The organism is Bacillus sp. NPDC057893, assembly GCF_042796455.1.
Lineage (GTDB): Bacteria > Bacillota > Bacilli > Bacillales > Bacillaceae_G > Bacillus_A.
Genome location: NZ_JBHVNG010000002.1, coordinates 148,795 through 173,031 on the forward strand (window position 1 = coordinate 148,795; position 24,237 = coordinate 173,031).

The 24,237-nt window shown below is 36.6% G+C and carries 21 protein-coding genes; 17 read left to right on the forward strand and 4 right to left on the reverse strand.

Annotation, left to right across the window (positions count from 1 at the left end; translation table 11 throughout):
- Positions 1–2: 2 nt before the first annotated feature.
- Positions 3–473, reverse strand: a complete 471-nt coding sequence (locus tag ACFVQC_RS09390; RefSeq protein ID WP_377898209.1) for a hypothetical protein — start codon at positions 471–473, stop codon at positions 3–5.
- 233 nt (positions 474–706) lie between these two features.
- On the opposite strand from ACFVQC_RS09390, the gene ACFVQC_RS09395 reads away from it, so the two are divergent.
- The 4 genes from ACFVQC_RS09395 to ACFVQC_RS09410 all read left to right on the forward strand — a co-directional run bounded on the left by ACFVQC_RS09395 (position 707) and on the right by ACFVQC_RS09410 (position 7,271).
- Positions 707–2,176, forward strand: a complete 1,470-nt coding sequence (locus ACFVQC_RS09395; RefSeq protein WP_377891389.1) for a SulP family inorganic anion transporter — start codon at positions 707–709, stop codon at positions 2,174–2,176.
- A 334-nt stretch (positions 2,177–2,510) separates the two neighbouring features.
- Positions 2,511–4,031, forward strand: coding sequence for a putative polysaccharide biosynthesis protein (locus ACFVQC_RS09400; protein WP_377891391.1), 1,521 nt, complete (start codon positions 2,511–2,513; stop codon positions 4,029–4,031).
- Between the two features lie 143 nt (positions 4,032–4,174).
- On the forward strand, positions 4,175–5,263 hold the full coding sequence (gene csaB, locus ACFVQC_RS09405) for a polysaccharide pyruvyl transferase CsaB (protein ID WP_002150264.1): 1,089 nt from the start codon (positions 4,175–4,177) through the stop codon (positions 5,261–5,263).
- A gap of 145 nt (positions 5,264–5,408) precedes the next feature.
- Complete coding sequence (locus ACFVQC_RS09410) at positions 5,409–7,271, forward strand: S-layer homology domain-containing protein (protein ID WP_377893482.1); 1,863 nt, start codon at positions 5,409–5,411, stop codon at positions 7,269–7,271.
- Positions 7,272–7,318: 47 nt separating this feature from the next.
- Here the strand turns inward: ACFVQC_RS09410 and ACFVQC_RS09415 are convergent, their stop codons facing one another.
- On the reverse strand, positions 7,319–8,713 hold the full coding sequence (locus ACFVQC_RS09415) for an O-antigen ligase family protein (RefSeq protein ID WP_377898210.1): 1,395 nt from the start codon (positions 8,711–8,713) through the stop codon (positions 7,319–7,321).
- A 328-nt stretch (positions 8,714–9,041) separates the two neighbouring features.
- Between ACFVQC_RS09415 and ACFVQC_RS09420 the strand changes: the two genes are divergently transcribed.
- The 3 genes from ACFVQC_RS09420 (at position 9,042) to ACFVQC_RS09430 (ending at position 10,629) form a co-directional block, all read left to right on the forward strand.
- Positions 9,042–9,830 carry an enoyl-CoA hydratase gene (locus ACFVQC_RS09420; RefSeq protein WP_377893485.1) on the forward strand — a complete coding sequence of 263 codons (789 nt, stop codon included), beginning with the start codon at positions 9,042–9,044 and terminating at the stop codon, positions 9,828–9,830.
- Positions 9,831–9,967: 137 nt separating this feature from the next.
- Entirely contained in the window at positions 9,968–10,285 is a 318-nt protein-coding gene (locus ACFVQC_RS09425; RefSeq protein ID WP_377898211.1) for a hypothetical protein, read from the forward strand.
- 17 nt (positions 10,286–10,302) lie between these two features.
- Positions 10,303–10,629, forward strand: coding sequence for a phosphoribosyl-ATP pyrophosphohydrolase (locus ACFVQC_RS09430; protein WP_377898212.1), 327 nt, complete (start codon positions 10,303–10,305; stop codon positions 10,627–10,629).
- Positions 10,630–10,650: 21 nt separating this feature from the next.
- Here the strand turns inward: ACFVQC_RS09430 and ACFVQC_RS09435 are convergent, their stop codons facing one another.
- Entirely contained in the window at positions 10,651–10,830 is a 180-nt protein-coding gene (locus tag ACFVQC_RS09435) for a hypothetical protein (protein ID WP_377898213.1), read from the reverse strand.
- Positions 10,831–10,955: 125 nt separating this feature from the next.
- Here ACFVQC_RS09435 and ACFVQC_RS09440 point away from each other — a divergent pair, with 125 nt between their 5' ends.
- From ACFVQC_RS09440 to ACFVQC_RS09450, 3 genes are all read left to right on the forward strand, one after another.
- Entirely contained in the window at positions 10,956–12,005 is a 1,050-nt protein-coding gene (locus ACFVQC_RS09440) for a M42 family metallopeptidase (RefSeq protein ID WP_377898214.1), read from the forward strand.
- A 308-nt stretch (positions 12,006–12,313) separates the two neighbouring features.
- Positions 12,314–13,918 (forward strand): N-acetylmuramoyl-L-alanine amidase, encoded by a 1,605-nt coding sequence (locus ACFVQC_RS09445; protein WP_377898215.1) that lies wholly within the window; start codon positions 12,314–12,316, stop codon positions 13,916–13,918.
- A gap of 171 nt (positions 13,919–14,089) precedes the next feature.
- Positions 14,090–15,043, forward strand: coding sequence for a TRM11 family SAM-dependent methyltransferase (locus ACFVQC_RS09450; RefSeq protein WP_002087319.1), 954 nt, complete (start codon positions 14,090–14,092; stop codon positions 15,041–15,043).
- 153 nt (positions 15,044–15,196) lie between these two features.
- Here ACFVQC_RS09450 and ACFVQC_RS09455 read toward each other — a convergent pair whose 3' ends face one another.
- Complete coding sequence (locus ACFVQC_RS09455) at positions 15,197–15,412, reverse strand: YflJ family protein (protein ID WP_377893538.1); 216 nt, start codon at positions 15,410–15,412, stop codon at positions 15,197–15,199.
- Positions 15,413–15,663: 251 nt separating this feature from the next.
- On the opposite strand from ACFVQC_RS09455, the gene ACFVQC_RS09460 reads away from it, so the two are divergent.
- From ACFVQC_RS09460 to ACFVQC_RS09490, 7 genes are all read left to right on the forward strand, one after another.
- Positions 15,664–17,088 (forward strand): amino acid permease, encoded by a 1,425-nt coding sequence (locus ACFVQC_RS09460; RefSeq protein ID WP_377893493.1) that lies wholly within the window; start codon positions 15,664–15,666, stop codon positions 17,086–17,088.
- A 17-nt stretch (positions 17,089–17,105) separates the two neighbouring features.
- A complete protein-coding gene (gabT, locus tag ACFVQC_RS09465) occupies positions 17,106–18,434 on the forward strand; it encodes a 4-aminobutyrate--2-oxoglutarate transaminase (protein WP_377893495.1) in 1,329 nt (442 codons plus the stop codon).
- A 19-nt stretch (positions 18,435–18,453) separates the two neighbouring features.
- Positions 18,454–19,896 (forward strand): aldehyde dehydrogenase family protein, encoded by a 1,443-nt coding sequence (locus tag ACFVQC_RS09470; RefSeq protein WP_377893497.1) that lies wholly within the window; start codon positions 18,454–18,456, stop codon positions 19,894–19,896.
- A 32-nt stretch (positions 19,897–19,928) separates the two neighbouring features.
- Positions 19,929–20,282, forward strand: a complete 354-nt coding sequence (locus ACFVQC_RS09475) for a DUF3870 domain-containing protein (RefSeq protein WP_002134650.1) — start codon at positions 19,929–19,931, stop codon at positions 20,280–20,282.
- A 530-nt stretch (positions 20,283–20,812) separates the two neighbouring features.
- Positions 20,813–21,751 carry a glutarate dioxygenase GlaH gene (glaH, locus tag ACFVQC_RS09480; protein ID WP_377898216.1) on the forward strand — a complete coding sequence of 313 codons (939 nt, stop codon included), beginning with the start codon at positions 20,813–20,815 and terminating at the stop codon, positions 21,749–21,751.
- Positions 21,752–21,809: 58 nt separating this feature from the next.
- On the forward strand, positions 21,810–23,012 hold the full coding sequence (gene lhgO / locus ACFVQC_RS09485; RefSeq protein ID WP_377898217.1) for an L-2-hydroxyglutarate oxidase: 1,203 nt from the start codon (positions 21,810–21,812) through the stop codon (positions 23,010–23,012).
- A gap of 167 nt (positions 23,013–23,179) precedes the next feature.
- The gene (locus ACFVQC_RS09490; RefSeq protein WP_377898218.1) at positions 23,180–24,232 is read left to right on the forward strand and encodes a proline racemase family protein; all 1,053 of its coding nucleotides are present in this window, start codon (positions 23,180–23,182) and stop codon (positions 24,230–24,232) included.
- Positions 24,233–24,237: the final 5 nt, after the last annotated feature.

Sequence of the window (24,237 nt, forward strand, 5' to 3'; positions counted from 1 at the left end):
TATTATTTACGTGAGAAACCTTCTTCATCAAGGTATTCGGCAGCTTCTGGATAAGAGTTGAATGTACCGTCTAAGTTTACGCCAGCGTAAACATTCCACATGTCATCCTCTGAGATAAGAGTAAGAATATGACCATCTTCGTTACGCCATTCCTCTTCGACAGCAGGTTCCATTGGTGCTACAATTTCCTCTTGCTCCTGTGATAGACGTTCAATTACTTTTTCAATTAATGAACGCAGTTCTTCTTCTGAAAACTCACGGATGTTAATCATACCTTTATCATCTGTTTTATAACCTTTAATGAAGTTTGCATATACAAATCCGTTTCCATTTGGGTGTAAATGATATACAACGTTCTTTTTATCTAAACGACTTTCTTCAAAGTGAAAGTTTACGCGTTTTAATGATACGTTCTTTCTTTCTAATTCCGGGAAAGATTCAATAATTGATAATTTTTCTTCAAAAGTTAGCATAGTGCCTCCAAGTATATAGTAAAAGATTTAATTTGTTCATTATAGCATAGTCAAGTTTGTTTCCAAAGGTAGATTCGTCATATTGCTGTTTTTTAGTTTGACTTGGGAAGGCTATTTATCAATGTAGACGTTTACTTCACGAGACTGTAAAGAGTTTTTTATAAATACGCTAACTAATGATTTGTTTTAGATGTACAATGGAATGTGGACTTTATACAAAGGTGGTTATTTATATGTTTCAAAAAATAGCAAAGGAATGTTTAGCAGGGTTTACTGTTGCGATTGTTGCTTTGCCGCTAGCAATTGCATTTGGTATTGCCGCAACGGGAACGTCTGAGGGAGCGCTGGCCGGATTGTATGGTGCGATTTTTGCAGGTTTGTTTGCGGCGTTATTTGGCGGTACACCGGGGCAAGTAACGGGTCCTACTGGGCCGATTACAGTTATTGCAACAGGCGTTATTGCAACTCACGGATTAGAAGCAAGTTTTATTGCATTTATGATGGCAGGGTTATTTCAAATCTTATTTGGTGTATGTAAGCTCGGCTCTTACGTTCGTTATATTCCGTATCCTGTTGTTTCAGGATTTATGAACGGAATTGCACTGATTATTATTTTAGGTGAAATGAAGCACGTACAAAATAGCTTTCTACTTGTGTTATTAACGATCATTGTAATGATTGTTTCTGGAAAATGGATTAAGGCCATTCCATCAAGTTTAGTAGCATTAGTAGGTGTTACAGTAACGTTGCCGTTATTTTCTTCTATGCTACAAGGAATTACAGTAAACTTACCAGTTGTAGGAACTCTTTCTTTAAATAAGATGATTGAAAAGATTGGTGCAATTCCAGAGGCGATGCCATCTCTTCACGTACCGGCTTTAGACGCAAATGGCATGTTAGCACTTGTATTACCAGCACTTAGTATTGCTTTACTAGGATCAATTGACTCATTATTAACGTCTGTCGTAATGGATAATGTGACGGGGACACGTCATAAAAGTAATAAAGAGTTAATCGGACAAGGTATTGGTAATATTGCGAGCGGTTTGTTCGGCGGATTAGCAGGAGCAGGTGCAACTGTAAGGTCTATCGTGAATATAAGAAGTGGTGGTAAAACAGCACTTTCGGCATGTATGCATAGTGTTATATTATTTATTTTTATTATGGGGCTTGGTTCGGTCGTACAATACATTCCGCTTGCTGTATTATCAGGTATTTTAATTTTAACTGGTATTGGAATGTTCGACTGGGAAAGTATGAAAAAGATGCATGTCGCTCCTAAAGGTGATGTCGTTGTTATGTTCGTAACGATGATTGTCACAGTGAAGTTCGATTTAATGATTGCTGTTGCATTCGGTATTATTCTTTCTTTCATTATATATATGGTGAAATGTAAAGAACGTAAAACTTCTATCGTAAAAGAAAGAGAAGAAATGTACACGATTCAAGGGCCGCTCTCTTTTCTATCAGTAGATCGTATTTTCTCTACTTTACAAGATGTGAAGTCGCCGGTTGTTTTACGTATGAAAGATGTGCGTTATATGGATGTATCAGGAGCTATGGCATTATTAAATTTTGTTGAGCAATCAAATAAAGCAGGGGCAAGTGTAAAGCTTGAGCAAGTACATCCGAGTATTGAAAAAACAATTGTAGTAATGGCGAACGATGAACAGAAAGAACAATTGAAAATCTTAAGTGTTTAGATGGTAATTAGAATATCTCACAATCTTACATAAATTATAATGTAGAGTTGTGGGATATTCTTATAATGTTTTTAGTAATATGTATCGCAGTGATAGAGAAGAAGAGCTCTTTTGAGTAACAAAAAAGGTTATAATGTGTATATATATAATGGAAGGAATTAGAAATTGAATTATGAAGAGATAGGCGTAAACTGATTCTCTTTTCTATTTTGAAAAAAAAACCAAGTATTCAACCTATAATAAATTTGTTATGATAACCAATGGGGTAAAATGAATCCCTATCGTTTAAAACAATATGTTTGAGAGTATATGTATAAAAGAAAAGAGAAAAAATATGAATAAAAAGTTTGTAAAAGGAGCAGCAATTTTAACAATTACAACTTTTTTGTCGAAATTGCTTGGTAGTTTTTTTCAAATTCCATTACAAAATATTGCAGGGGATGAAGTGCTCGGTATTTTCCGACTCGTTTTTCCTGTATATATGATTGCTCTTACATTATCGGTAGCCGGAGTTCCACTTGCGATTTCGAAACTAATTGCAGAGTTGAACGAAAAAAATAAGCAAAAAGAAATTGCGAAATTATTTACATCAGCGTCAATTATAGGGATAGCATTTGGCGTTTTCGGATGTTTAGTCATTGCATTATTTTCTATTGAAATTGCAAATATGCTTGGTGGACAAGAAACTAGAATGCCGTTGCTTATTACTTCATTAGCATTACTCATTGCGCCATACATGGCGGTTTATAGAGGGTATTTTCAAGGTTTCGGTGATATGAAACCAACAGGAATATCGCAAGTCATTGAGCAATTTGTACGTGTGCTTTTTATGTTAATAATTGCTTACATACTAGTATCATGGGATAAGAGTAATACTGTTATTACTAGTGGTGCGATGGTTGGATCTTTTCTTGGAGCCATTAGTTCGCTTATATATTTGCGTATAAAATATAATAGAAGTCCATACTACAATAAAAGCAATTCCTATTCGCTCCGAGATTTAAGAGAAAACGGGAAAAAGATATTACGGGTATCGATTCCGATTGCTATCGGAGCTTTATCAATGCCACTTTTAAATTTAGTAGACTCGCTTACAATACCGCATGTATTACAAGGATCATCAACAGAAATTCAAGAACAATTTGGAATATACAGTCGAGGTTTTGCATTTACGCAAATAATTGTTATTTTTGCAAGTGCAATTGTATTTCCGTTAATACCACTCTTAACTTCCGCATTGGCCAAAAGAGATATAAATTTGGCGAAAATAACAATTCAAAATACAAATCGACTAGCGCATGTTTTGACAGCACCATTAACAATATGGTTGATGGCATTAACAGTACCTTTAAATGTCGGATTGTTCACAGACATAAAAGGCAGTAGTATGTTAACAGTTATGATTGGCAGTTCGTATTTTACTGCGGTTATGGTATTATCAATAGGTGTTTTACAGGGGATTAATCGTTCTGAACAAGCTGCATGGATTGTTATCGGCGCAAGTTGTGTGAAAGTGGTGTTAAACATTATGTTAGTACAGAAGTTTGGCATAGATGGAGCAGCGTATAGTACATTAATTACTTACGTATTGATTTGTATTGTAAATCATTTGTATATTCGAAGCTATATTGCCTATTCTATTCATGTAAAAAGCTTTTTTGGTGTGCTAGCAATAGCATGTGTTTTGGGACTAGGATTGTATGAACTATGTAATATGATAGATGTTACATCTTCAAGAATTATGACGTTATTATTCAGTGGTATAGCATTAAGTATTGCAACTATTTTGTATGGTGTATGTGCTTTGAAATTAAAATGGATAGCAATAAAAAAAATACCATTTTTGAAAAGATAAATATATAAATTTAATTTTTTATTAAAATTTATATGAGCTGATAAAGAGGAAACGATGTAGGGTATCGAGTGTTTAGGTAAGGAATGGTTACCAGTTTATGCGAGATGAAATAAACGGTTACCTAGTTTTGGAGGAGATTTAGGGTGCGTTTAGTTTTATCAGGATATTATGGTTTTTATAATGTTGGAGACGAAGCGATTTTACAATCAATTATTGAATCGTTAAGTAAAGAGAACCCGGATATAGAACTAGTAGTACTATCAAATGATTCTAAATATACAAAGGAAATGTATGGTGTAGAATCGGTAGATCGTTGGGATATAAAAGCTGTTTATCATGCGATAAAAAACAGTGATGGAGTTATTAGCGGTGGCGGGAGCCTTCTTCAAGATCAGACAAGTACGAAGAGTATTTTATATTATACGGGTATTATGGGACTCGCTCGATTATTAAAAAAGCCATATTATATTTATTCACAAGGAATAGGGCCAATTACAAAAGGATATAATCGTCTATTAGTAAAATGGAACTTGTCAAAAGCTTCCTATGTATCCGTTCGAGATGAGGATTCGTTTTTATATTTAAAAGGACTTGGCATAAAAAATGATATTGAAATTGTTCCAGATCCTGTTTTAACATGGAAACGGACAAAACAATCGGATTGGTTACAAAAGCATTCGATACATGGAAAAGTAATCGCGGTTAGTGTGCGTTATTGGAATGCAAAAGAAGATTATATAAAAAAATTAGCTATGGCATTAAAAAAATTAAAGCAAGAAGGATACCAAATTTTATTTGTTCCAATGCATGAGCCATTTGATCAAAAAGCTTCACGTGAAGTAGTAGATTTAATGGGAGAAGAGACCTATATGCTTCCATATAAAATGGATATTGACGAGAAAATATTCATTTTATCACAATGTTCACTATTAATTGGTATGCGTCTTCATGCACTTGTTTTTTCTGCTGTAGCCAAAACTCCAATGGTCGGGATTTCGTACGATCCAAAAATTGATTCGTTTTTAAGTCAAGTGAATCAGCCAGTTATAGGAAGTGTGGATGGCGAATGGAGTGCTGAGTATTTATATGAAATTGCGAAAAAGCAATTAATGCAACAAGGAACTGTGCAGCAAGAGTTACAATTGACAATAGATGAGCTTTGCTTGCAAGGCGAACAGGCAACAAAGAAACTCATTGATTATATGGAAAAAGACACTTTATTAAAAAAGTAAAGTGTCTTTTTTTGTGTGGAATTTAACGAAAATTCTAATTATAAAAACGTTTTATGTTAATTTCTATTTATTATGCTAATTTGATTGTGATTATTATATAATCAAATTTGTGATAATAAATTCGTAGATTACGAGGAGGACAACCGTGAAGACTTTTTCAAAAGGTATAACAGCAGTGGCGTTAACGGGATCATTACTTTTAACTCCTATTTCAAGTTATGCGGCAAACGATGATATTACAGGACATATGTTTGAGACTCATATGCGTTCACTTATTACTAAAGGAGTTTTAATGGGGTATGGTGAGAATGTATATGCGCCTGATAAATTAGTAACAAGAGCAGAGTTTGCTACATTCATAGCAAGGGCTTTAGATTTACCGAAAGCTGATTCGAATTTCGAGGATGTGCCGAAGACTTACGGTTTATATGATGGTGTAAGTAGAGCATATGGAGCGAAAATTATTAATGGTCGTACTAACGAGACGTTCTCACCAAATGATGTGATTACACGTGAAGAAATGTCGATAATGGTAAAGCGAGCGTTAGACTATAAAAATATTAAAATAGCTGTAAGTCCGCTTACCTTTACTGATAAAGATAGTATTAACTATAAAGAGCATGTACAAGTTATGGTGGCTACTCAAATTATTAAAGGGTATCCAGAAGATAATACATTTAGACCACATTTATCAGCTACAAGAGGTATGGCTTCAGCTATGTTGGATCGCATGCTTCAGACGATTGAAAAAAATGGAAATGACAATCCTGTAGAAACTAAGAAATATGTCGTGACAAATGTAAGAGAAAACGGAACAGAGCAAGAAGTAGAGCGCTATAGTACGTATAAAGAAGCGGTTACGGCTGCTCAAAATAAAGGTATTAATGCGGTAAAATACGAGAATGAATTTTTATGGATTAAAGATGGTTTTGCAAGTGCGAAGAGAATAACTGGGCAAAACATCATTAATATTTATGATGAGAAATTGTCAGCAGTATATACGTATATTCAGTATGGAACAGAATTGAAAGTGTTAGAAGTTGGCGAAGATCGTGTGAAAGTTCAACTTTCTGATTTAACGGGCTATGTGAAGAAGAATGAAATCAATTTAATTCCTACAAATGAAATGAAACAGTCGTCTTATTATGTGAAATCAGATGGATATTTATACCATAAATATTATACATATAATACAAGTTCACCTGGATATACAGAATTTAGATATGGTGTGGCACCTTCTTTCATGAAGCAAGGACAGCAAATGTATAGTGTAGATGGAAAGACATTTGGAGACGAAACTTTCTATCAATATTTCAATTATTTATCATTACGTTCGAAAACAGATTATACAGCTGAACAACTAGATAGTTATGTGAAATCGATTAAGCCAGACTCTCCATTAATTGGTTTAGGAAAGAAATTTAAAGAAGTAGAAAGTAAGTATAATGTAAATGCATTATTCTTATATTCATTAGCAATTCATGAGAGTTACTATGGAACAAGCGCTCTTGCAAAAGACAAAAATAATTTATTTGGTTTAAAAGCAACAGACGATAGTCCATATGGTAATGGAGAAGCATTTAATTCAAAAGAAGATTGTATTGAACATGCAGCAAAAGTATACATGAATGAAGGATATTTAAATCCAGGACATTGGCGTTACACAGCAACATATACAGGTGATAAAGCTGCTGGTTTAAATGCGAAATATGCATCTGATGCGAACTGGGGTAAAAAAGTAGCTGGGCATATGAATCGTTTTGATTCTTATTTAGGTAAAAAAGAATACAACAAGTATAAACTTGCACGTGTGATGAATAATGTGGAAGTGAAAAAGAATCCTAGTATATCAAATGAGCGACTGTATCGTTTAAATACAAATGCAGTTGTCACAGTTACTGGTGAAGAAATAATAAATGGAAAAGCATGGGTTAAAGTTATTTCAGATAATCCTACTGTAACTGAAGCGTATATCGCAAAAGAAAGTTTAGAATACGTAAAACATTAATTAAATAAAAAAGAAGGTGCTACTGACTTTTCGTAGCACCTTCTTTTTTATTTAATTTCAAAATCAACAATGATATAAGCGAGTATAACAACGAAGAAAATACTAACGGCTGGCGCTGTTAATACGTGGCCAGACATAAAGCCAATGCCAAGTGATAGAATGAGTGTGCTCGCTAATAGCATATACTTTACGGTTATGATTTTCTTAAAGTTTGTGATCATGTGGATGAATAATTTAATACCAAAGTATAGAAGTGGTATTAAGTAAATAAGGAAACCGACAATTCCAAAGGCGAAAAATAGGTCATGGAAGTCCATTTCAATTAACTTAATTTTATCAGTATAGTTACCAGCATAGCCCATTCCGAATAATTTTTGTGATAGTGGTGAGTCTTTATAGTATTGTTTATATACTTTTAAAAACTTATCGCGATCACTGTAAATTAAACTTTTGACCTCAGAGTCTGTTAGCTCACCTTTTGCGTGTTTTTTTGCTTCGCCCGGGTCTTCTTTAATTACTTTTCCTTCTTTTCTATCTTTTTCTTCTTGTACTGATTTTTTGTATTCGTATATTTGCATGTGGATGCCCATATTTTTTGCAATAGGAGTATGTGGTGTAAGTGCAATTAAACCCCCTAAAACAATAGCGGCAACAACTGTATTTACGAGATATGTGAATCCTTTACCTTCTTTTTTGCGATGAACCATATATTCAATGAATGAGAATAAAAGTGCCACGCCAAGCGTTAGAACAATTGCACCATATCCTACTTTCGTTCCGACCATAATACTTGCATATATCGCAAGTATTGTTGGAATCCAGTAATAGATTTTCGAGAAAGAAGTTGTTTTATGAATTGAATATAAGACAATGATTGGGAACATAATTGCAAAAATAGAACTTAAATCATTTCCAGCAAAGAACCAACCTCTTGAACCGATCTTTGAGTGAGGGTAACTTGGGAAATCTGTACCAGTTTGCATTGCAACAATCAGTGTGATGCTGAAAATTAAAGTTGCATATAAGAAATATGTAATGATTTTATGAAACGCATATTCTTTATTTTTCAACTCTTTAAATACGATAATATATCCAAACAGTAGCACAATTGGATATATACTTTTTAAAATAAATTTAACTTCCTCGCCAAATGAAACTGGGGATTTGACCATCAAATTATTTACAAGGCCAATTGTGAGTACAATCCCGAGTAGACATAAATAGAGAATGTACTTTTTCGCTCCAGGTTGTTTTCTATGAAGAAGTAGATAACCTAATGCAAGAAGCATAAAGGCGAAACGGACTACGATTCCAACTGTTGCGCTCATGTGTAATACATAGATTGAAAAAGATGTTAATAAATCTAAAATTGGTTGAAACACAATGAATAGCAATAGGAAATGCGGGAAGTAGTTATCCGTTTGTTTCAACTTAGTAACCATATGTTCCTCCATTTCTTCATTCCTTTATTTCAGCATCCAAGGGATGTGTATAAAAGCCTATTTACATAATAAGGCGAATGAATTTCAATATTTATTTTTTCGCATCAAAATTAAGAATACACCATTTCATTGTAATGGTAAATAGATGAAAAATATTGATAAACCGACTTTAATTTCTATATTTTTTAACGAAATTGGATGTTTTATACGGAGATATATACAAATTACGAGAATATTAGACAGAAAATTAAGAAAAAAGAAGGATTTTTAACATGCTTTCTATAATTATATAAGTATAATCTTCATGTGGAAAAGAGGGGTATATATAATGGAAGTAACAAGTAAAACAGAATCTGTTGTTGTGAAATATGAAGGGCGCGTAGCAACGGTTATGGTCAATCGCCCAGAGGTTTTAAATGCACTAGATGAACCAACGTTAAAAGAGTTATTACAAAAGCTGAAAGAAGTAGCGGAAAGTTCCGTTCACGTTGTTGTGTTATGCGGAAGTGGCCGTGGTTTTTCTGCGGGTGGAGATATTAAATCAATGCTTTCAAGTAATGATGAAAGTAAGTTTGAAGGCATCATGAATACAATTTCTGAAATCGTGGTGACGTTATATACGATGCCAAAGCTTGTTATTAGTGCAATTCATGGACCAACTGCTGGACTTGGATTAAGTATTGCATTAACAGCTGATTATGTCATGGCAGATATATCATCAGTTATTGCGATGAACTTTATTGGAATCGCTTTAATTCCAGACGGTGGTGGCCATTTCTTCCTTCAAAAGCGCGTCGGTGAAAATATGACGAAGAAGATCATTTGGGAAGGGAAGAAATTATCAGCGACAGAAGCGCTAGATATCGGTTTAATTGATGAAGTAATCGGTGAGAATTTCCAAACGGCTGTGAAGCAAAAAATTAATGAATGGTTACACAAACCAATCAAGGCGATGATTCAAACGAAACAAATTTTATGTGAAGTAAATCGTTCTAATTTAGAACAAACGCTTCAGCTTGAAAAGCGTGGTCAATATGCGATGAGACAAACAGCGGACCATAAAGAAGGTATTGCTGCTTTTCTAGAAAAACGTTTACCAGCATTTAAAGGGGAATAAAGTGAAACTTTAATCCGTGGGGATTTGTTTATCCCCCGCGGATTATTAGTCTTACTGCCCGTTAATTCGAGATAAAGGGAAGAAAGTGCTAACACATTTTAGTATAATTGTGTTAGCACTTTTTTTAGGAGTAATAAATGGAGAAAATTATCGGTGTTATCGTTATGATTTTACTTACATATTATGCTTTGCATAGTACACCATCTCTTACGGTACGGACTGCATTATTCTTTGAAGGACATCCAACTGTTGCTTTCTCTGGTGAAGTGAAGAAAGAACGGGATGTGAAAAAAGAGGCGATTCCTGATGAGTATCAAACCTTATACGGTAAGGAAGAAGACTCAGAGCACTATTTCTTTCCGCATGTAAGAGCACATGGATCAGGAATTGATATGATTAGTGCATGTGTGAAGAAGGAATGGTTTTTCTATAAAGCAGAGCTCGGGTGTTATTAAACATAGGAGGATGAATGATGTCAGCATATAACAAGTTAGTAAGAGATCGTGTTCCAGAGAAGATTTTAATGTCTGGAAAAACATATACAGCACAAAAATTAACAGGGCAAGCATACATACAAGCTTTAGCGAAAATTGGAACGGAAGAAATTCGTGAATTTGCTTCTATGAAAGAACGCGAACATGCAATAGATTCTCTTGCAGATGCGCTAGAAGTTATCATCTCATTAGCACGTGCAGAAGGTGCATCGATTGAAGATGTAGAACGCCTTCGTAAGAAAAAAGAAGTAGAGCGCGGTGGATTTGAAAGAGGGATTTATTTATTAGACGTTTCGGAAGAATAGTTTCATAGGAAAAGTATAGTGTTAACGAGTAATGCTATGCTTTTTTGTTGCAATGAAGCTAATAATGAAGAATATAGCTGTTAATATCCAGCCGATTGTAATAGAAGTAGTAGTATGAACGGCATAAGAGACTTGTAAACAAAGTAATGATGCTAAAAACCAAATGAGTGCAATGTGTATATATTTTTTTGATATATTCATATCTCACGACTCCTTTTGTATACTAAAAGAATTTTACTACAATTTAGAAAATTAAGCCATATAAGTAGAGGTTTTCTGGAGAATTTTGTATACTAAATAGTAGAAAAAAAGAGGAGGAAACGACAATGGCACATCATGTAAAAGAAACGATGGAATTAATTAAAGAGCTTGTCTCTATTCCAAGTCCATCTGGAAATACGGCGAAAATTATTAATTTTATTGAAAACTATGTAAGTGAGTGGAATGTAGAAACGAAGCGTAATAATAAGGGTGCTCTTATTTTAACGGTAAAAGGGAAGAATGATGCGCAGCATCGTTTATTAACTGCTCATGTTGATACGTTAGGTGCGATGGTAAAAGAAATTAAATCTGACGGTCGTCTTCGTTTATCTATGATTGGCGGATTTCGCTGGAACTCTGTAGAAGGAGAATATTGCGAAATTGAAACGTCAAGCGGTAAGACGTATACAGGAACAATTTTAATGCATCAAACATCTGTACATGTATACAAAAATGCAGGTGAAGCGAAACGTGATGAGAAAAACATTGAAGTGCGTATTGATGAGCGTGTCTCGTCTGCAAATGAAGTACGCGAATTAGGAATTGAAGTAGGAGACTTCGTTTCATTTGATCCGCGCGTTCAAATTACAGAGAGTGGATACATAAAATCACGTCATTTAGATGATAAAGTAAGTGTTGCGATTTTATTAAAATTAATTAAAAGATTACAAGATGAAAACGTAACATTACCATATACGACGCATTTCTTAATTTCTAATAATGAAGAGATTGGATACGGCGGTAACTCTAACATTCCAGAAGAAACTGTTGAATATTTAGCAGTTGATATGGGGGCGTTAGGTGATGGACAAACATCTGATGAATATACAGTATCTATTTGTGCAAAAGACTCTAGCGGCCCGTATCATTACGCTTTACGTAAACATTTAGTAGAGCTTGCGAAAACGAATAATATTGAATATAAAGTAGATATTTATCCGTACTACGGATCTGATGCATCAGCTGCGATTCGCGCGGGATTTGATGTGAAACATGCGTTAATTGGAGCGGGTATTGATTCTTCTCACGCATTTGAACGTACACATGAAAGTTCTATTGCTCATACAGAAGCATTAGTGTATGCATATGTAATGTCTAATTTAATTGAAGAATAATTTCATAGATAATAGAGAGCTGATTAAAGATACTATTTTTAATCAGCTTTTCATTTGGCGAAGCGATTAGGAGACATGTCCTAATCGCTTTTTTATCCCGCTATTTGCGGGCTGACTAATTTTTTACTTTATATACATTCATTACAAGTTATATATATGCGATTTTCGTTATACGGCGGGAAACGTATTTACTATAGATATATAATGTTATACACTATGAAAGGAATTAATTGATAGTTAATATTTTTTAGTTAGATTGATTGAAAAAGTTGCATGAATATGAAGTTTTGAGAGGAGATTTATTTTTCATGAAGTACAAAGCAATAGTCGCAGGCTTATTAGCAGCAAATTTACTAGCACATCCAATTAGTAGTTTAGCAGAAACGAAGAAATTTCCTGATGTTTCAGATAGTGCGTGGTCGAAAGACGCAATTTATTATTTAGTAGAGAGAAATGTAATTAACGGTATGCCAGATGGTAACTTTATGCCATACGGAAATTTAACACGTGCCCAGGCAGCAAAGATTATCGCAACAGCAATTGGTGCTAAAGTAGATCCAAACGCGAAGCCGTCTTATAATGATGCAAAAAATAATTGGGCAGCCCCATTTATTGCAGCCATGGAAAAAGAGAATATTATTAAAGGGCGAGAACCAGGAGTATTTGATCCTGAAGGGAAAGTAACTCGTGCTGAAATGGCAGCTATGCTTGTAAGAGCATATAATTTGAAAAGCAAAGTAACAGGACCAGTGCCTACAAAATTTGCTGATTTAGAAAATCATTGGGGTAAAGAAGAAGTTAATATTTTAGTAGAATTAAAACTTTCTTTAGGTACAGAGGATGGCTGGAAACCGAATGATTCTATTACGCGTGAACAAGCAGCTCAACTTACTGCGCAAACAGATAAATTTAGCAAAAATAGTGATCGTCCAGTAGAAACAAAGAAAATGTACATAGATAGAAAATTCATTACATATCACGCACCATCATTAGGTTCTGGGATTAGTGCAAATCAGCATAATCCACAAACGGTTGAAATTAAAGAAGAGCGAGATGGATGGATCAAAATTGCAACAAGTAACGGTGATAAATGGACACCTTTAGTAGAGAAAACAGAAGCTATTAATGAAGGATTCACTACATATGCAGAAGCTTTTTCTTCAAAAGTAATGGGAACACATAACGCACAACAAGTAACTGTTATTGAAGAGAAGGACAGCTGGATTCGCATCCGCATGGGCGCTGGTTTCCAATGGGTTAATAAAAACCAATTAAATCCAGTGAAGCAAGGTAACTTCTTAGAAGGAAAAGCGATTATCATTGATCCAGGTCATGGTGGAGCGGATTCAGGTAATCCAGGTTATTATGAGAAAGAAAGTCAAACCGTATTAGATGTATCATTACGATTACAGAAAATATTTGAGAAAAAGACACCATTTACTGTGTTATTCACTCGTACAGATGATACACGTCCAGGAACAAGTGCTTCTGATTCTTTAAAGAAACGTGTAGAATTTGCTCAAAAAAATAATGGGGATATCTTTGTAAGTATCCATGGTAATGGTACGGAAAGTAAAAATGGACAAGGTACAGAAACGTTCTACTATGAATCAGCGACAGCAAGAGGAACAAATCCTAACGTATCAGAAAGTCGTTTACTAGCAGAAAAAATTCAAGAGCGTCTTGTAGATGCACTGGGAACAAAAGATCGTGGTGTGAAAAAAGGCGATTTATACGTAATTAGAGAAAATACAATGCCAGCTGTATTAGCAGAATTAGCATTTGTAGATAATAAAAGTGATGCAGATAAACTAGCTACACCAGCACAGAGACAAAGTGCAGCGGAAGCTATTTATCAAGGTATTTTAGATTACTACGAAGAAACGGGTAACAACGTATCTTCTTTCCGTTAATTAATAGAGATAATAGTAAAAGAGATTGCCAATAGGCAGTCTCTTTTATTTGTGAAACGAATTATAAAGGTTTCTCTTTATTTCGGGCATGTGATATCATTTAATTTTATATAAATAGTATTCGAGTAATTGTAATCATAACAATTTAAAACGATAAAGGATGATCATAGATTGAATAATCATAGTAAAACACCTGCATGTATATATACATATGCGTTTCGCGAAGAGGAGCGTGCTTTATGTTACTTGGAAATGCGCTCGTTCTTTGGGATGGAGTCTCACGTTAATATTTTGAAAAGTGAAGTCAAGATTGCTCCGAGTAGAAGTCCGTTTATTAAAGAGCGCGTTGAGGTTATGTATGAAGGGGACGACTTAGAAAGCATTTTGGAACAAGTGGAACAAATTGACTTGGCGGGAGCGACGTTCAAAGTCATCTTCGTTAAGATTAATGACCTTGTTGGAGAGAATAAAATTGAATATGGAGACAGACGTCTTATTGAGCGAGACCTCGGCATGCATATTGAAGGAGAAGCAGACGTTCGTAATCCAGAGCGTGCATTCGGGATTGTTCCTCTTGGCGGACGTTGGTACTTCGGACACTATGTAGAAAGTGATCCGGTTTGGTATCATCACATAAAAAAACCGCATAGCTACTCGACATCACTGAGCACACGTGTTGCTAGAGCTGTCGCAAATATCGCTGTACCGAACCCAGAGGGAGTACGAGCTATTGACCCGTGCTGCGGTATTGGAACAGTAGTAGTAGAAGCACTTTCTATGGGGATTAACATCGTTGGTAGAGATATAAATCCACTTGTGGTTCTTGGAACGAGAAAAAACATCGCACATTTCGGGTTTGAAGGAACAGTAACAAATGGCCCGATTGAAGAACTTACTGAGAACTACGACGTCGCAATTATCGATATGCCGTACGACCTATTTACGCACGCAACACCAGAAGATCAACTCTCGATTCTGTCAAGTGCGCGCCGCATTGCAAAAAAAGTAGTCGTTGTAACGATGGAAACAATGGACGACATGATTCATGAAGCGGGATTTGAAATTACAGACCGCTGTATCACAAGAAAAGGATCATTTTCTAGACAAATTCTTGTTTGTGAATAGGAAAGAAAGGTCACCCGTTTGGGTGACCTTTTTTGGTTTGTATTATTGTAGCTTGATGTGTGATTGGTTGGTGGAATGGAAGGAGGGATTTGGCGATAAGTCGATATTCCATGTCGAATCGCCGATATATTCAGAGAATCAGCCGATATCAAATTATTCTTCTTTCGTTGTCTCTTGTTGTGCGATTAATAAATTGCGTAATACGTGTCCGCGGTAACTTTCTAGTTTTCGTCCTTCATGATAGCGAACACCTAATTTTTTAAGCTCAGCTACGTACCAGCCTTTCGTTCCGTAATACATTGGATCACTTCCTTTTTTCTTTTGAACAGTATATGTGCTGGGGCGAGAGAATTTTCTTTTTTTATTCATGAAATTTACGAAAATGAACATTGAATATTCAGTCTACTTGTATTATGATTAACTTATTATCGGATGACAGTGATTAGCCTCTCTGTAAGCCCGGATGCCTTTTTGAAAATGAATAGAGGAACAACTTCTTTCCACTTGAACTTCCTTAGCAGGAGGACGAGCCATAAGGATAGGGGCAGTAAAACTCAATGCAGTTGTATGCGTTGTTTTTCTGGCTCTTTTTATTTTTGCTAGAAAAGTAGGAGGGGTTGGTGAACTGTTTGGCTAAAGAGAAAAAGGAGTTACAGAAGGATTTAAAAACTCGGCACATAACGATGATTTCGATTGGCGGTGTTATCGGGGGCGGTTTGTTTGTAGGAAGTGGAACGATTATTCAATCGACGGGTCCAGCAGCGATTTTGTCCTACATTATCGGCGCTTTAATGGTTGTGCTCGTGATGCGGATGCTAGGAGAGATGGCAGCGGAAAATCCTGATAGCGGTTCTTTCGCAACGTACGCGAACAAAGCAATTGGGCCGTGGGCAGGGTATACGATTGGGTGGTTATATTGGTTTAACTGGGTCATTATTATCGCAATCGAAGCGGTGCTTTTAGGCGTGATGATTAACAATTGGTTCCCTTCGGTTCCAGCATGGTTAGCAAGTTTATGTATGGTCCTTTTAATGACGATGACGAATGTATATTCAGTAAAATTGTACGGTGAGTTTGAATATTGGTTAGCGTTTATTAAAGTTGTGGCGATTGTTGCGTTTTTAATTTTAGGAGTTTCGATGTTTTTTGGACTTGTTCCAGGAGTAGAGAGACCGAGTCTCGCTATTATTACGGAACACGGTGGTTTCTTCCCGAATGGAATTGTCCCTGTCTTACTGAGCGTTGTATTTATTTCTTTCTCTTTATCAGGAAGTGAAGTCGCCGCTATTGCAGCCGGGGAATCGGAAAATCCAGAGAAGAATGTTATACGAGCTATTAATAGTGTAGTATGGCGCCTTATGCTTTTTTTCGTAGGGTCGGTAACAGTTTTAGTTATGTTTATTCCGTGGACGGATAAGGAGTTATTAAAACTTCCGTATGCAAGTTTATTTAATATGGCAGGGGTACCTGCAGCCGCAGAAATTATGAATGGTGTTGTATTTTTATCACTACTTTCCGTTATGAACTCAGGTATATATACGAGTTCACGTATGTTATTTTCACTTGCTAAAAAAGGTGATGCTCCGGCTAGTTTCTCACGGTTAAATAGTAGAGGGACACCGGTTGTAGCGATATATGCAAGTATCGTATTTGCATTTATTTGCGCGATGTTGAAATTTATATCTCCTGATAAACTGTTCGCGTTTTTAGCGAATAGTTCAGGCGGGGTAACGATGCTTATGTATATGTTCGTTGCTGTTTCGCATGTCAAGTTAAGACGAGAAAGGGAACAAGAAGGGGCTGGGAAGCTAAAAGTGAAAATGTGGTTATTCCCTTATCTCACATATGCAACGCTTTTAATGATTATTACGATATTTATTTCACAAGCATTTATAGCAGATATGCGGATGCAGTTTTACATGACATTATTAGCTACGATTCTAGTAATAATAAGTTATTTTTTAAGAGTTAGAAAGTTCGATAAGCAAAAATTGAATGATTTTACGATGATAAAAGATGCGGAAGTTAGCTTAGAAGAAAAATAAGAAAAGGGGTATGTGCCATGTTGAAAGAGAAGAAAGATATTACAACTACAAAATCTAGCATATTACATGAAAGAAGAAAAAATGCGGTGCCAGAAGGGCCTTACAATATTACAGAGTTGTATGTGCAATCAGCAAAAGGCGCGATTATTACTGATGTAGATGGCAATGAATTAATCGATTTTGCGGGCGGAATTGGTATGCAAAATGTTGGGCATTGTCATCCTAAAGTAGTAAAGGCGATTCAAGATCAAGTGGAATCTTCTATTCATAGTTGTTTTCATGTAGCGCCTTATGAAAGTTATATTACACTCGCGGAAAGACTGAATGAGTTAACACCAGGTGATTTTAAGAAAAAAACGATGTTTGCGAATAGCGGTGCGGAAGCAGTAGAAAATGCGGTGAAGATTGCTAGAAAAGCTACTGGAAGAAGCGCGATTGTTTCGTTTGAGCGTGCATATCACGGGCGTACACTTTTGACGATGTCACTGACAAGTAAAGTGAAACCGTACAAGCATGGATTTGGTCCGTTTGCATCAGAAGTATATAAATTACCATATCCGTATTATTACCGTGCTGAAGAAGGACTGACACCAGAAGAAGTAGACGCGCAAATTTTAGCGTATTTCGAACGCTTTATGTTAGAGGAGGTAGCAAGTGATAATATCGCTGCGATTATTTTGGAACCGCTTCAAGGAGAAGGTGGATTTATCGTTCCGACGACTACGTTCATGCAAGGAGTACGAAATATTTGTGATAAATATGGAATTATTATGATTGCAGATGAAATTCAAACTGGTTTTGCTCGTACGGGAAGCTTATTTGCAATGGATCATTTCGGCGTAGCTCCTGATTTAATGACATTTTCAAAATCAATCGCTGCTGGAATGCCGCTGAGCGCAATAACAGGAAGAGCGGATTTGATGGATGCACCTGGACCAGGTCAATTAGGTGGTACTTTCTCAGGAAGTCCGGCTGCTTGCGCGGCTGCATTAGCTGTTTTAGATGTAATCGAAGAAGAGAATTTAGTGAAGCGCGCTGTAGAAATTGGCGAGCGCATGATGGAAGTCTTTAATAGCTGGAAAGATAAATACGAACTAATTGGTGATGTCAGGGGCCTTGGCGCTATGACTGCAATCGAGCTTGTAAAAAATAAAGAGACGAAAGAGCCAGCAGCTGAAGAGGTTAAAGCGATTATGAAGGAAACGCATAGTAAAGGGGTCATTACGATAAGCGCTGGTATTTATAGTAATGTACTTCGCTTCTTACCACCTCTCGTTATAACAGATGAACAGCTTGAAGAAGGGCTTACTATTTTAGAAGCTGCTATTGCGAAACTATCAAAATAAAAATGATGGGGGCAGGGGAATGAAGTTTTTCAATTATATAAACGGTGAGTGGAGAGAGCCTTCCACGAATGCATACGTGAAAAATTATAATCCGCATAACGGGGAAGTGTTAGGTGAATTTCCGTTTAGTTCAGTAGAGGATACACGAGTAGCAATTGCATCAGCGAAAGAAGCGTTTCATAAATGGCAAAAGTTATCGTTTCAAGAAAGAGCAAGTTATTTATGGAAAGCGGCAGCTATTTTGAAAGAAAAGGTAAATGAAATTGGTCTAGATGTAACAAGCGAAGAAGGAAAGACGATTGCGGAAGGGATAGGAGAAACGAAGCGAGCGATTAGCATTCTTGAATATTATGCAGGGGAAGCAAATCAGCCGATTGGAGAGCTCATCCCGTCTGCTAATGAGAGTACAATGCTTTACAGTAAACGTGTAGCAGTAGGGCCAGTTGGATTAATTACGCCGTGGAACTTTCCGATTGCAATTCCAGCGTGGAAAATGGCGCCGGCACTAATTTACGGAAATACGATTGTCATTAAGCCGGCTGAAGTTACGCCAAACTCGGTGTACCATCTTGTAAATGCCTTTCATGAGGCGGGCATTCCGGCAGGCGTTATAAATTGTGTATTCGGCAAAGGTTCTGAAGTTGGAGCAGAATTAACGGGAAATCCGGATATAAAAGCGGTATCCTTTACTGGCTCTAATCACGTTGGAAACATCATTCAAAAAGAAGCGGTTGAAACTCAGAAAAAGGTACAATTAGAAATGGGCGGAAAAAATCCGTTAGTTGTATTAAAAGATGCCGATATTGAAAAGGCGGTAAGTATTGCGATAAAAGGTGCGTTTATGTCAACAGGGCAAAAATGTACTGCAACAAGTAGAGTAATAGTCGAAGAGGACATTTATGAAGCGTTCAAGGGTCGACTGTTGCAGCGCACGGAAGCTCTTACAGTTGGAAACCCGTTAGAACCGGATACATTTATGGGCCCATGTGTTTCCAAGGGGCAGCAGCAATCTATTTTATCGATGATTGAAGTAGGAAAAGGAGAGGCTACCTTACTGTATGGAGGCAGCGTGCCGGAAGAAGCTGAACTGCAGCGAGGGTGCTATGTTTTACCGACTATTTTTGAAAATGTCGATAAAGATGCACGCATTGCGAGAGAAGAGATTTTCGGTCCAGTTATATGTTTATTTAAAGTGAATAGTTATGAAGAAGCAGTTTCTTTAGCGAATGATACAGAATATGGACTAAGTGCATCGATTTGTACGAATAATTTAAGTTTATCGCAAAGGTTTATTGATGATATGGAAGTTGGAATGGTACACGTGAATTCAGAAACTGCAGGAGCAGAACCACAAGTTCCGTTTGGCGGAATGAAAAACTCTAGTGCTGGACCGCGTGAACAAGGAAAAGCGGCGAAAGAATTTTATACAAGAATAAAGACAGTATACGTAGATCAAGTATAAGAGCCAAAAAACATAGTAACGGAGGATGAAATATGCGTAAAGGGACATTTTTTATGGCGGGACACTCGAGACTTCCGAAAGGGATGGCTGTTCGCAGTATGTACGAGACACTAACAATTACAATTGAGGCAGATCATAAATATCATGTCATTATTGAAGCGTCATGTACGCTTGCGACAGAACATGGTAGAGACTTCGTCGCTCAAATGTTGAGAGGACATAGTTTGCAAGATGGTATTGAAGAAATCGTTCAAGACATTATGGACCATTATCAAGGAAAAGCGCAAAATGCTATCGTTAGTGCGGTAAAGGATTTGCATCGCCAATACGTAAGTTATTTAAATGATGAACAGCCCAGAGGAGAGTACGAGGAAACAACACCATAAAAACTGTCTAGTTTATCACCGTAAACGAGAGCCAGTTGTATTTCTTTTTAAAGAGATACGACTGGCTTATTTTATTGAGGAGGCAAGAACTATGAAAAAGTTAAATGAAGTGTAAGTTGTAAAACAAGAGATGAAAAAAAGAGGGTGCGTAGAAAGTAAGGGGATTTTTAAAATGTATAAAGTATGTAGAGAAAATAATAAAAAATGAATTGACAGTTAGAATATTTTGAATTATTATTCAATTAATAAGGTCCATATGAGAAATTAGCCTTCTCTATATTCGATCTTGCTTTCCTGTTTCATAAATATTTTCATACAAACTGTCTATTATTATTGTACTTTAAGAGATTAAAGAACACTCGTAATTATGAGCCAGTCGTACGTTTCTACGATTTTATGTCGTGGTATGCGTATAACTGGCTTTTTCGATGTTAGGGCAGTAAGACCGAATCTCAGCATAAGAAGATACGGATAACTGTCTGTAAAAAACGTCCATAAGTTCTTCATATTTAAATTAGGGAGGAATTGAAATGTCGATTATTACAGAACAAAGTACGAAGGTGAAATTTGCTGAAAAATATGAGGGATATGAGATTGTTCCTCATCCAGAGCATAAGCGTTTATATCATATTGTGTTAAATCAGCAATTGCTTAAGCAGTTTTTTGAAGAGGTAAAAGAGCATTCAGAGCAATCATTACAATACATTCCTTATTCTCGGTTTAATCTTGCTGATGGAATGAGAAAGATTTTTGGGCAATCATTTATGGATAACATTCGCGGCATTGTTCATGACCGTGAAACGGGCGGATTTACAATTGGGGTACAAGGTGAAACGGCAGATCCAGCCGACTACGTGAAATTTGCAACAGCGTTAACACATTTAATCGGGGAACCAAACTTTGATGCAATGACAGGAACGTATTATGCTAGATTTAATGTGAAAGATACAGATAGTAGTGATTCTTACCTTCGTCAAGCGTACCGATTGTTTACACTTCATACAGACGGTACATTCGTTGATGAACCGACAGATTGGCTTCTTATGATGAAAATTGAAGAGCAAAATGCAGTAGGAGGGGAATCCCGTTTACTACATTTAGACGATTGGGAAGATCTTCAAAAATTTAGAAATCATTCGCTCGCATCTGTTAAGGTTACGTATAAAGCACCACCAAGTAAAAATGCGCAAGAAATCGTCTATCGTGAAACATTTTTTGATGTAAATAACGCACCATGTATTTGCTTTATTGATCAGTTCGCTTATCCAGATAATATTGAACAAGCAAACTATCTGAAAGACTTATCATATTCTGTTGAAAACTCACCAGCAACACATGCATTAAAATTGCCAATTGGTGACTTAGTTCTGTTAAACAATTTATTTTGGATGCACGGAAGAGCTGCATTTGAAAAAAATAAAGATTTATATAGAGAACTAATGCGTCAACGTGGTTGTTTTTCTAAATAATATGTACGGCGGGTCTCTCAAGGAGACCTGCCTTTTATACTATTAAGGGGGAAGTAGGATGTATGACTTTATAATTATTGGCGGAGGAATTGTTGGCCTTTCAACTGGAATGGCTTTAACGAAAAAATTCTCTCGTGCAAAAATCGCGATCATTGAAAAAGAAAAGGAACTTGCACATCATCAAACTGGGCATAATAGCGGAGTAATTCACTCTGGAATTTATTATAAACCAGGGAGTTATAAAGCGAAGTTTGCTAAAGAAGGAAACGTAGCTATGGTTCAATTTTGTAAAGAAAATGACATCGCTTATGACATGTGCGGAAAAGTAATTGTCGCTACAGAAAAGGACGAACTTCCTCTTTTACATAACTTATATGAAAGAGGCTTACAAAACGATTTACATATTTCAAAAATAGATAAAGAAGAATTAGCTGAAATTGAACCTCATGTAAAGGGACTTGGGGCAATCCGTGTTCCTTCTTGCGGGATTGCTGATTATAGAGGAGTAAGTTATGCATTTGCTCGCTTAATTCAAGAAAGTGGGGGAGAAATACATGTAGGAACAGTGGCGGAGCGTATTACTGAGAAGAAAGACGCTGTAACGATTGAGACAAATCAAGGTGTATTTAAAACGAAATTTCTCATTAACTGCGCCGGATTACATAGCGATCGCATTGCGAAAAAGACAGGTATATTAACGGATATGAAAATTGTTCCGTTCCGCGGTGAATATTATGAACTTGTCCCAGAAAAACGCCATCTTGTAAAAAATTTAATCTATCCCGTTCCAAATCCAGAATTCCCGTTTTTAGGAGTTCATTTCACAAGAATGATCAACGGAGACGTACATGCAGGACCGAACGCAGTATTAAGCTTCAAGCGCGAAGGCTATACGAAAACGGACTTTGATATTAAAGACTTCATGGAAACAATGACTTACACAGGCTTTTGGAAAATGGCGATGCCAAATATGAAAGAAGGCATAAAAGAGATGGTGCGCTCATTTAGTAAACAATCATTCCTAAAAAGCTTACAGCACCTAATACCAGAACTTACAGAGAAAGATATCGTGCCAACCCATGCAGGTGTAAGGGCACAGGCTATATTATCAAACGGAAATATGGTTGATGACTTCTGTATTATCCCTGGTATCAATTCTCTGCATATTTGCAACGCACCATCCCCGGCGGCAACGGCTAGTATAAAGATTGGTGAGGAGATTGCTAAGCAAGTGCCTGATGTGGTGGCGGTTAGGGTATGATGGGGTCCCCTGGTTTCGGGGGATTTTTTTAGTTTTGGATGCTCGGGTGGTCCGGGTGTGGGATTGGTTGTAGGCTAACGATCGCCGACTGTCTACTGTATAAAAAAATAGACAGTAGTGTATGTTTTTTTGAAAAATGTATACAAATCTCGCCCTTATACGTTGGCATGATACTTGCAATGAAAATAGTATCAACATATAGGGGAGAGATAGAAATGAAGATTAGTAAAATATACACAACAATTGATGCTCACGTAGCTGGGGAACCACTTCGAATTATTACGGGCGGAGTGCCAGTGATAAAGGGAGAAACACAACTAGAAAGACGCGCGTACTGCATGGAACATTTGGATCATCTTCGTGAGATTCTTATGTATGAACCGAGAGGACATCACGGAATGTACGGTTGTATCATTACTCCGCCCGCAAGTCCTCATGCTGATTTTGGCGTATTATTTATGCACAATGAAGGCTGGAGTACGATGTGTGGTCACGGGATTATCGCTGTTATTACAGTGGGGATTGAAACGGGTATGTTTGAAGTGACAGGTGAAAAACAAAAATTCATTATTGATAGCCCTGCCGGGGAAGTTATTGCGTACGCAAAATTTAACGGGAGCGAAGTTGAATCCGTATCATTTGAAAACGTTCCTTCATTTGTATACAAAAAAGACGTTCCTATCAAAATAGATGACTATGAATTTCAAGTAGATATCGCATTTGGCGGAGCATTCTACGCTATTGTAGATAGTAAAGAATTTGGTTTGAAAGTCGATTTCAAAGACTTAGCTGCTATTCAAACATGGGGCGGTAAAATTAAGCACTACATTGAGAGTCAAATGGAAGTAAAACATCCACTTGAAGAAGATCTAAAAGGAATATACGGCGTTATTTTCTCAGATGAACCGAAAGGAGAAGACGCTACTTTACGGAATGTAACGATCTTCGCTGACGGGCAAGTAGACCGTTCTCCTTGCGGCACAGGAACTTCCGCAAGAATCGCAACCCTTTTTGAAAAAGATGCCTTACAAAAGGGAGAAACTTTCATCCACGAATGTATCACTGACGGCCAATTTGAGGGAGAAGTATTATCTGTAACAGCGGTAGATAAATATGAAGCAGTCGTTCCGAAAGTGACGGGGAATGCATTTATTACAGGATTCCACCAGTTTGTTGTAGATCCGAGGGATGTGTTGAATCGGGGGTTTTTGTTAGGATAGAAGGA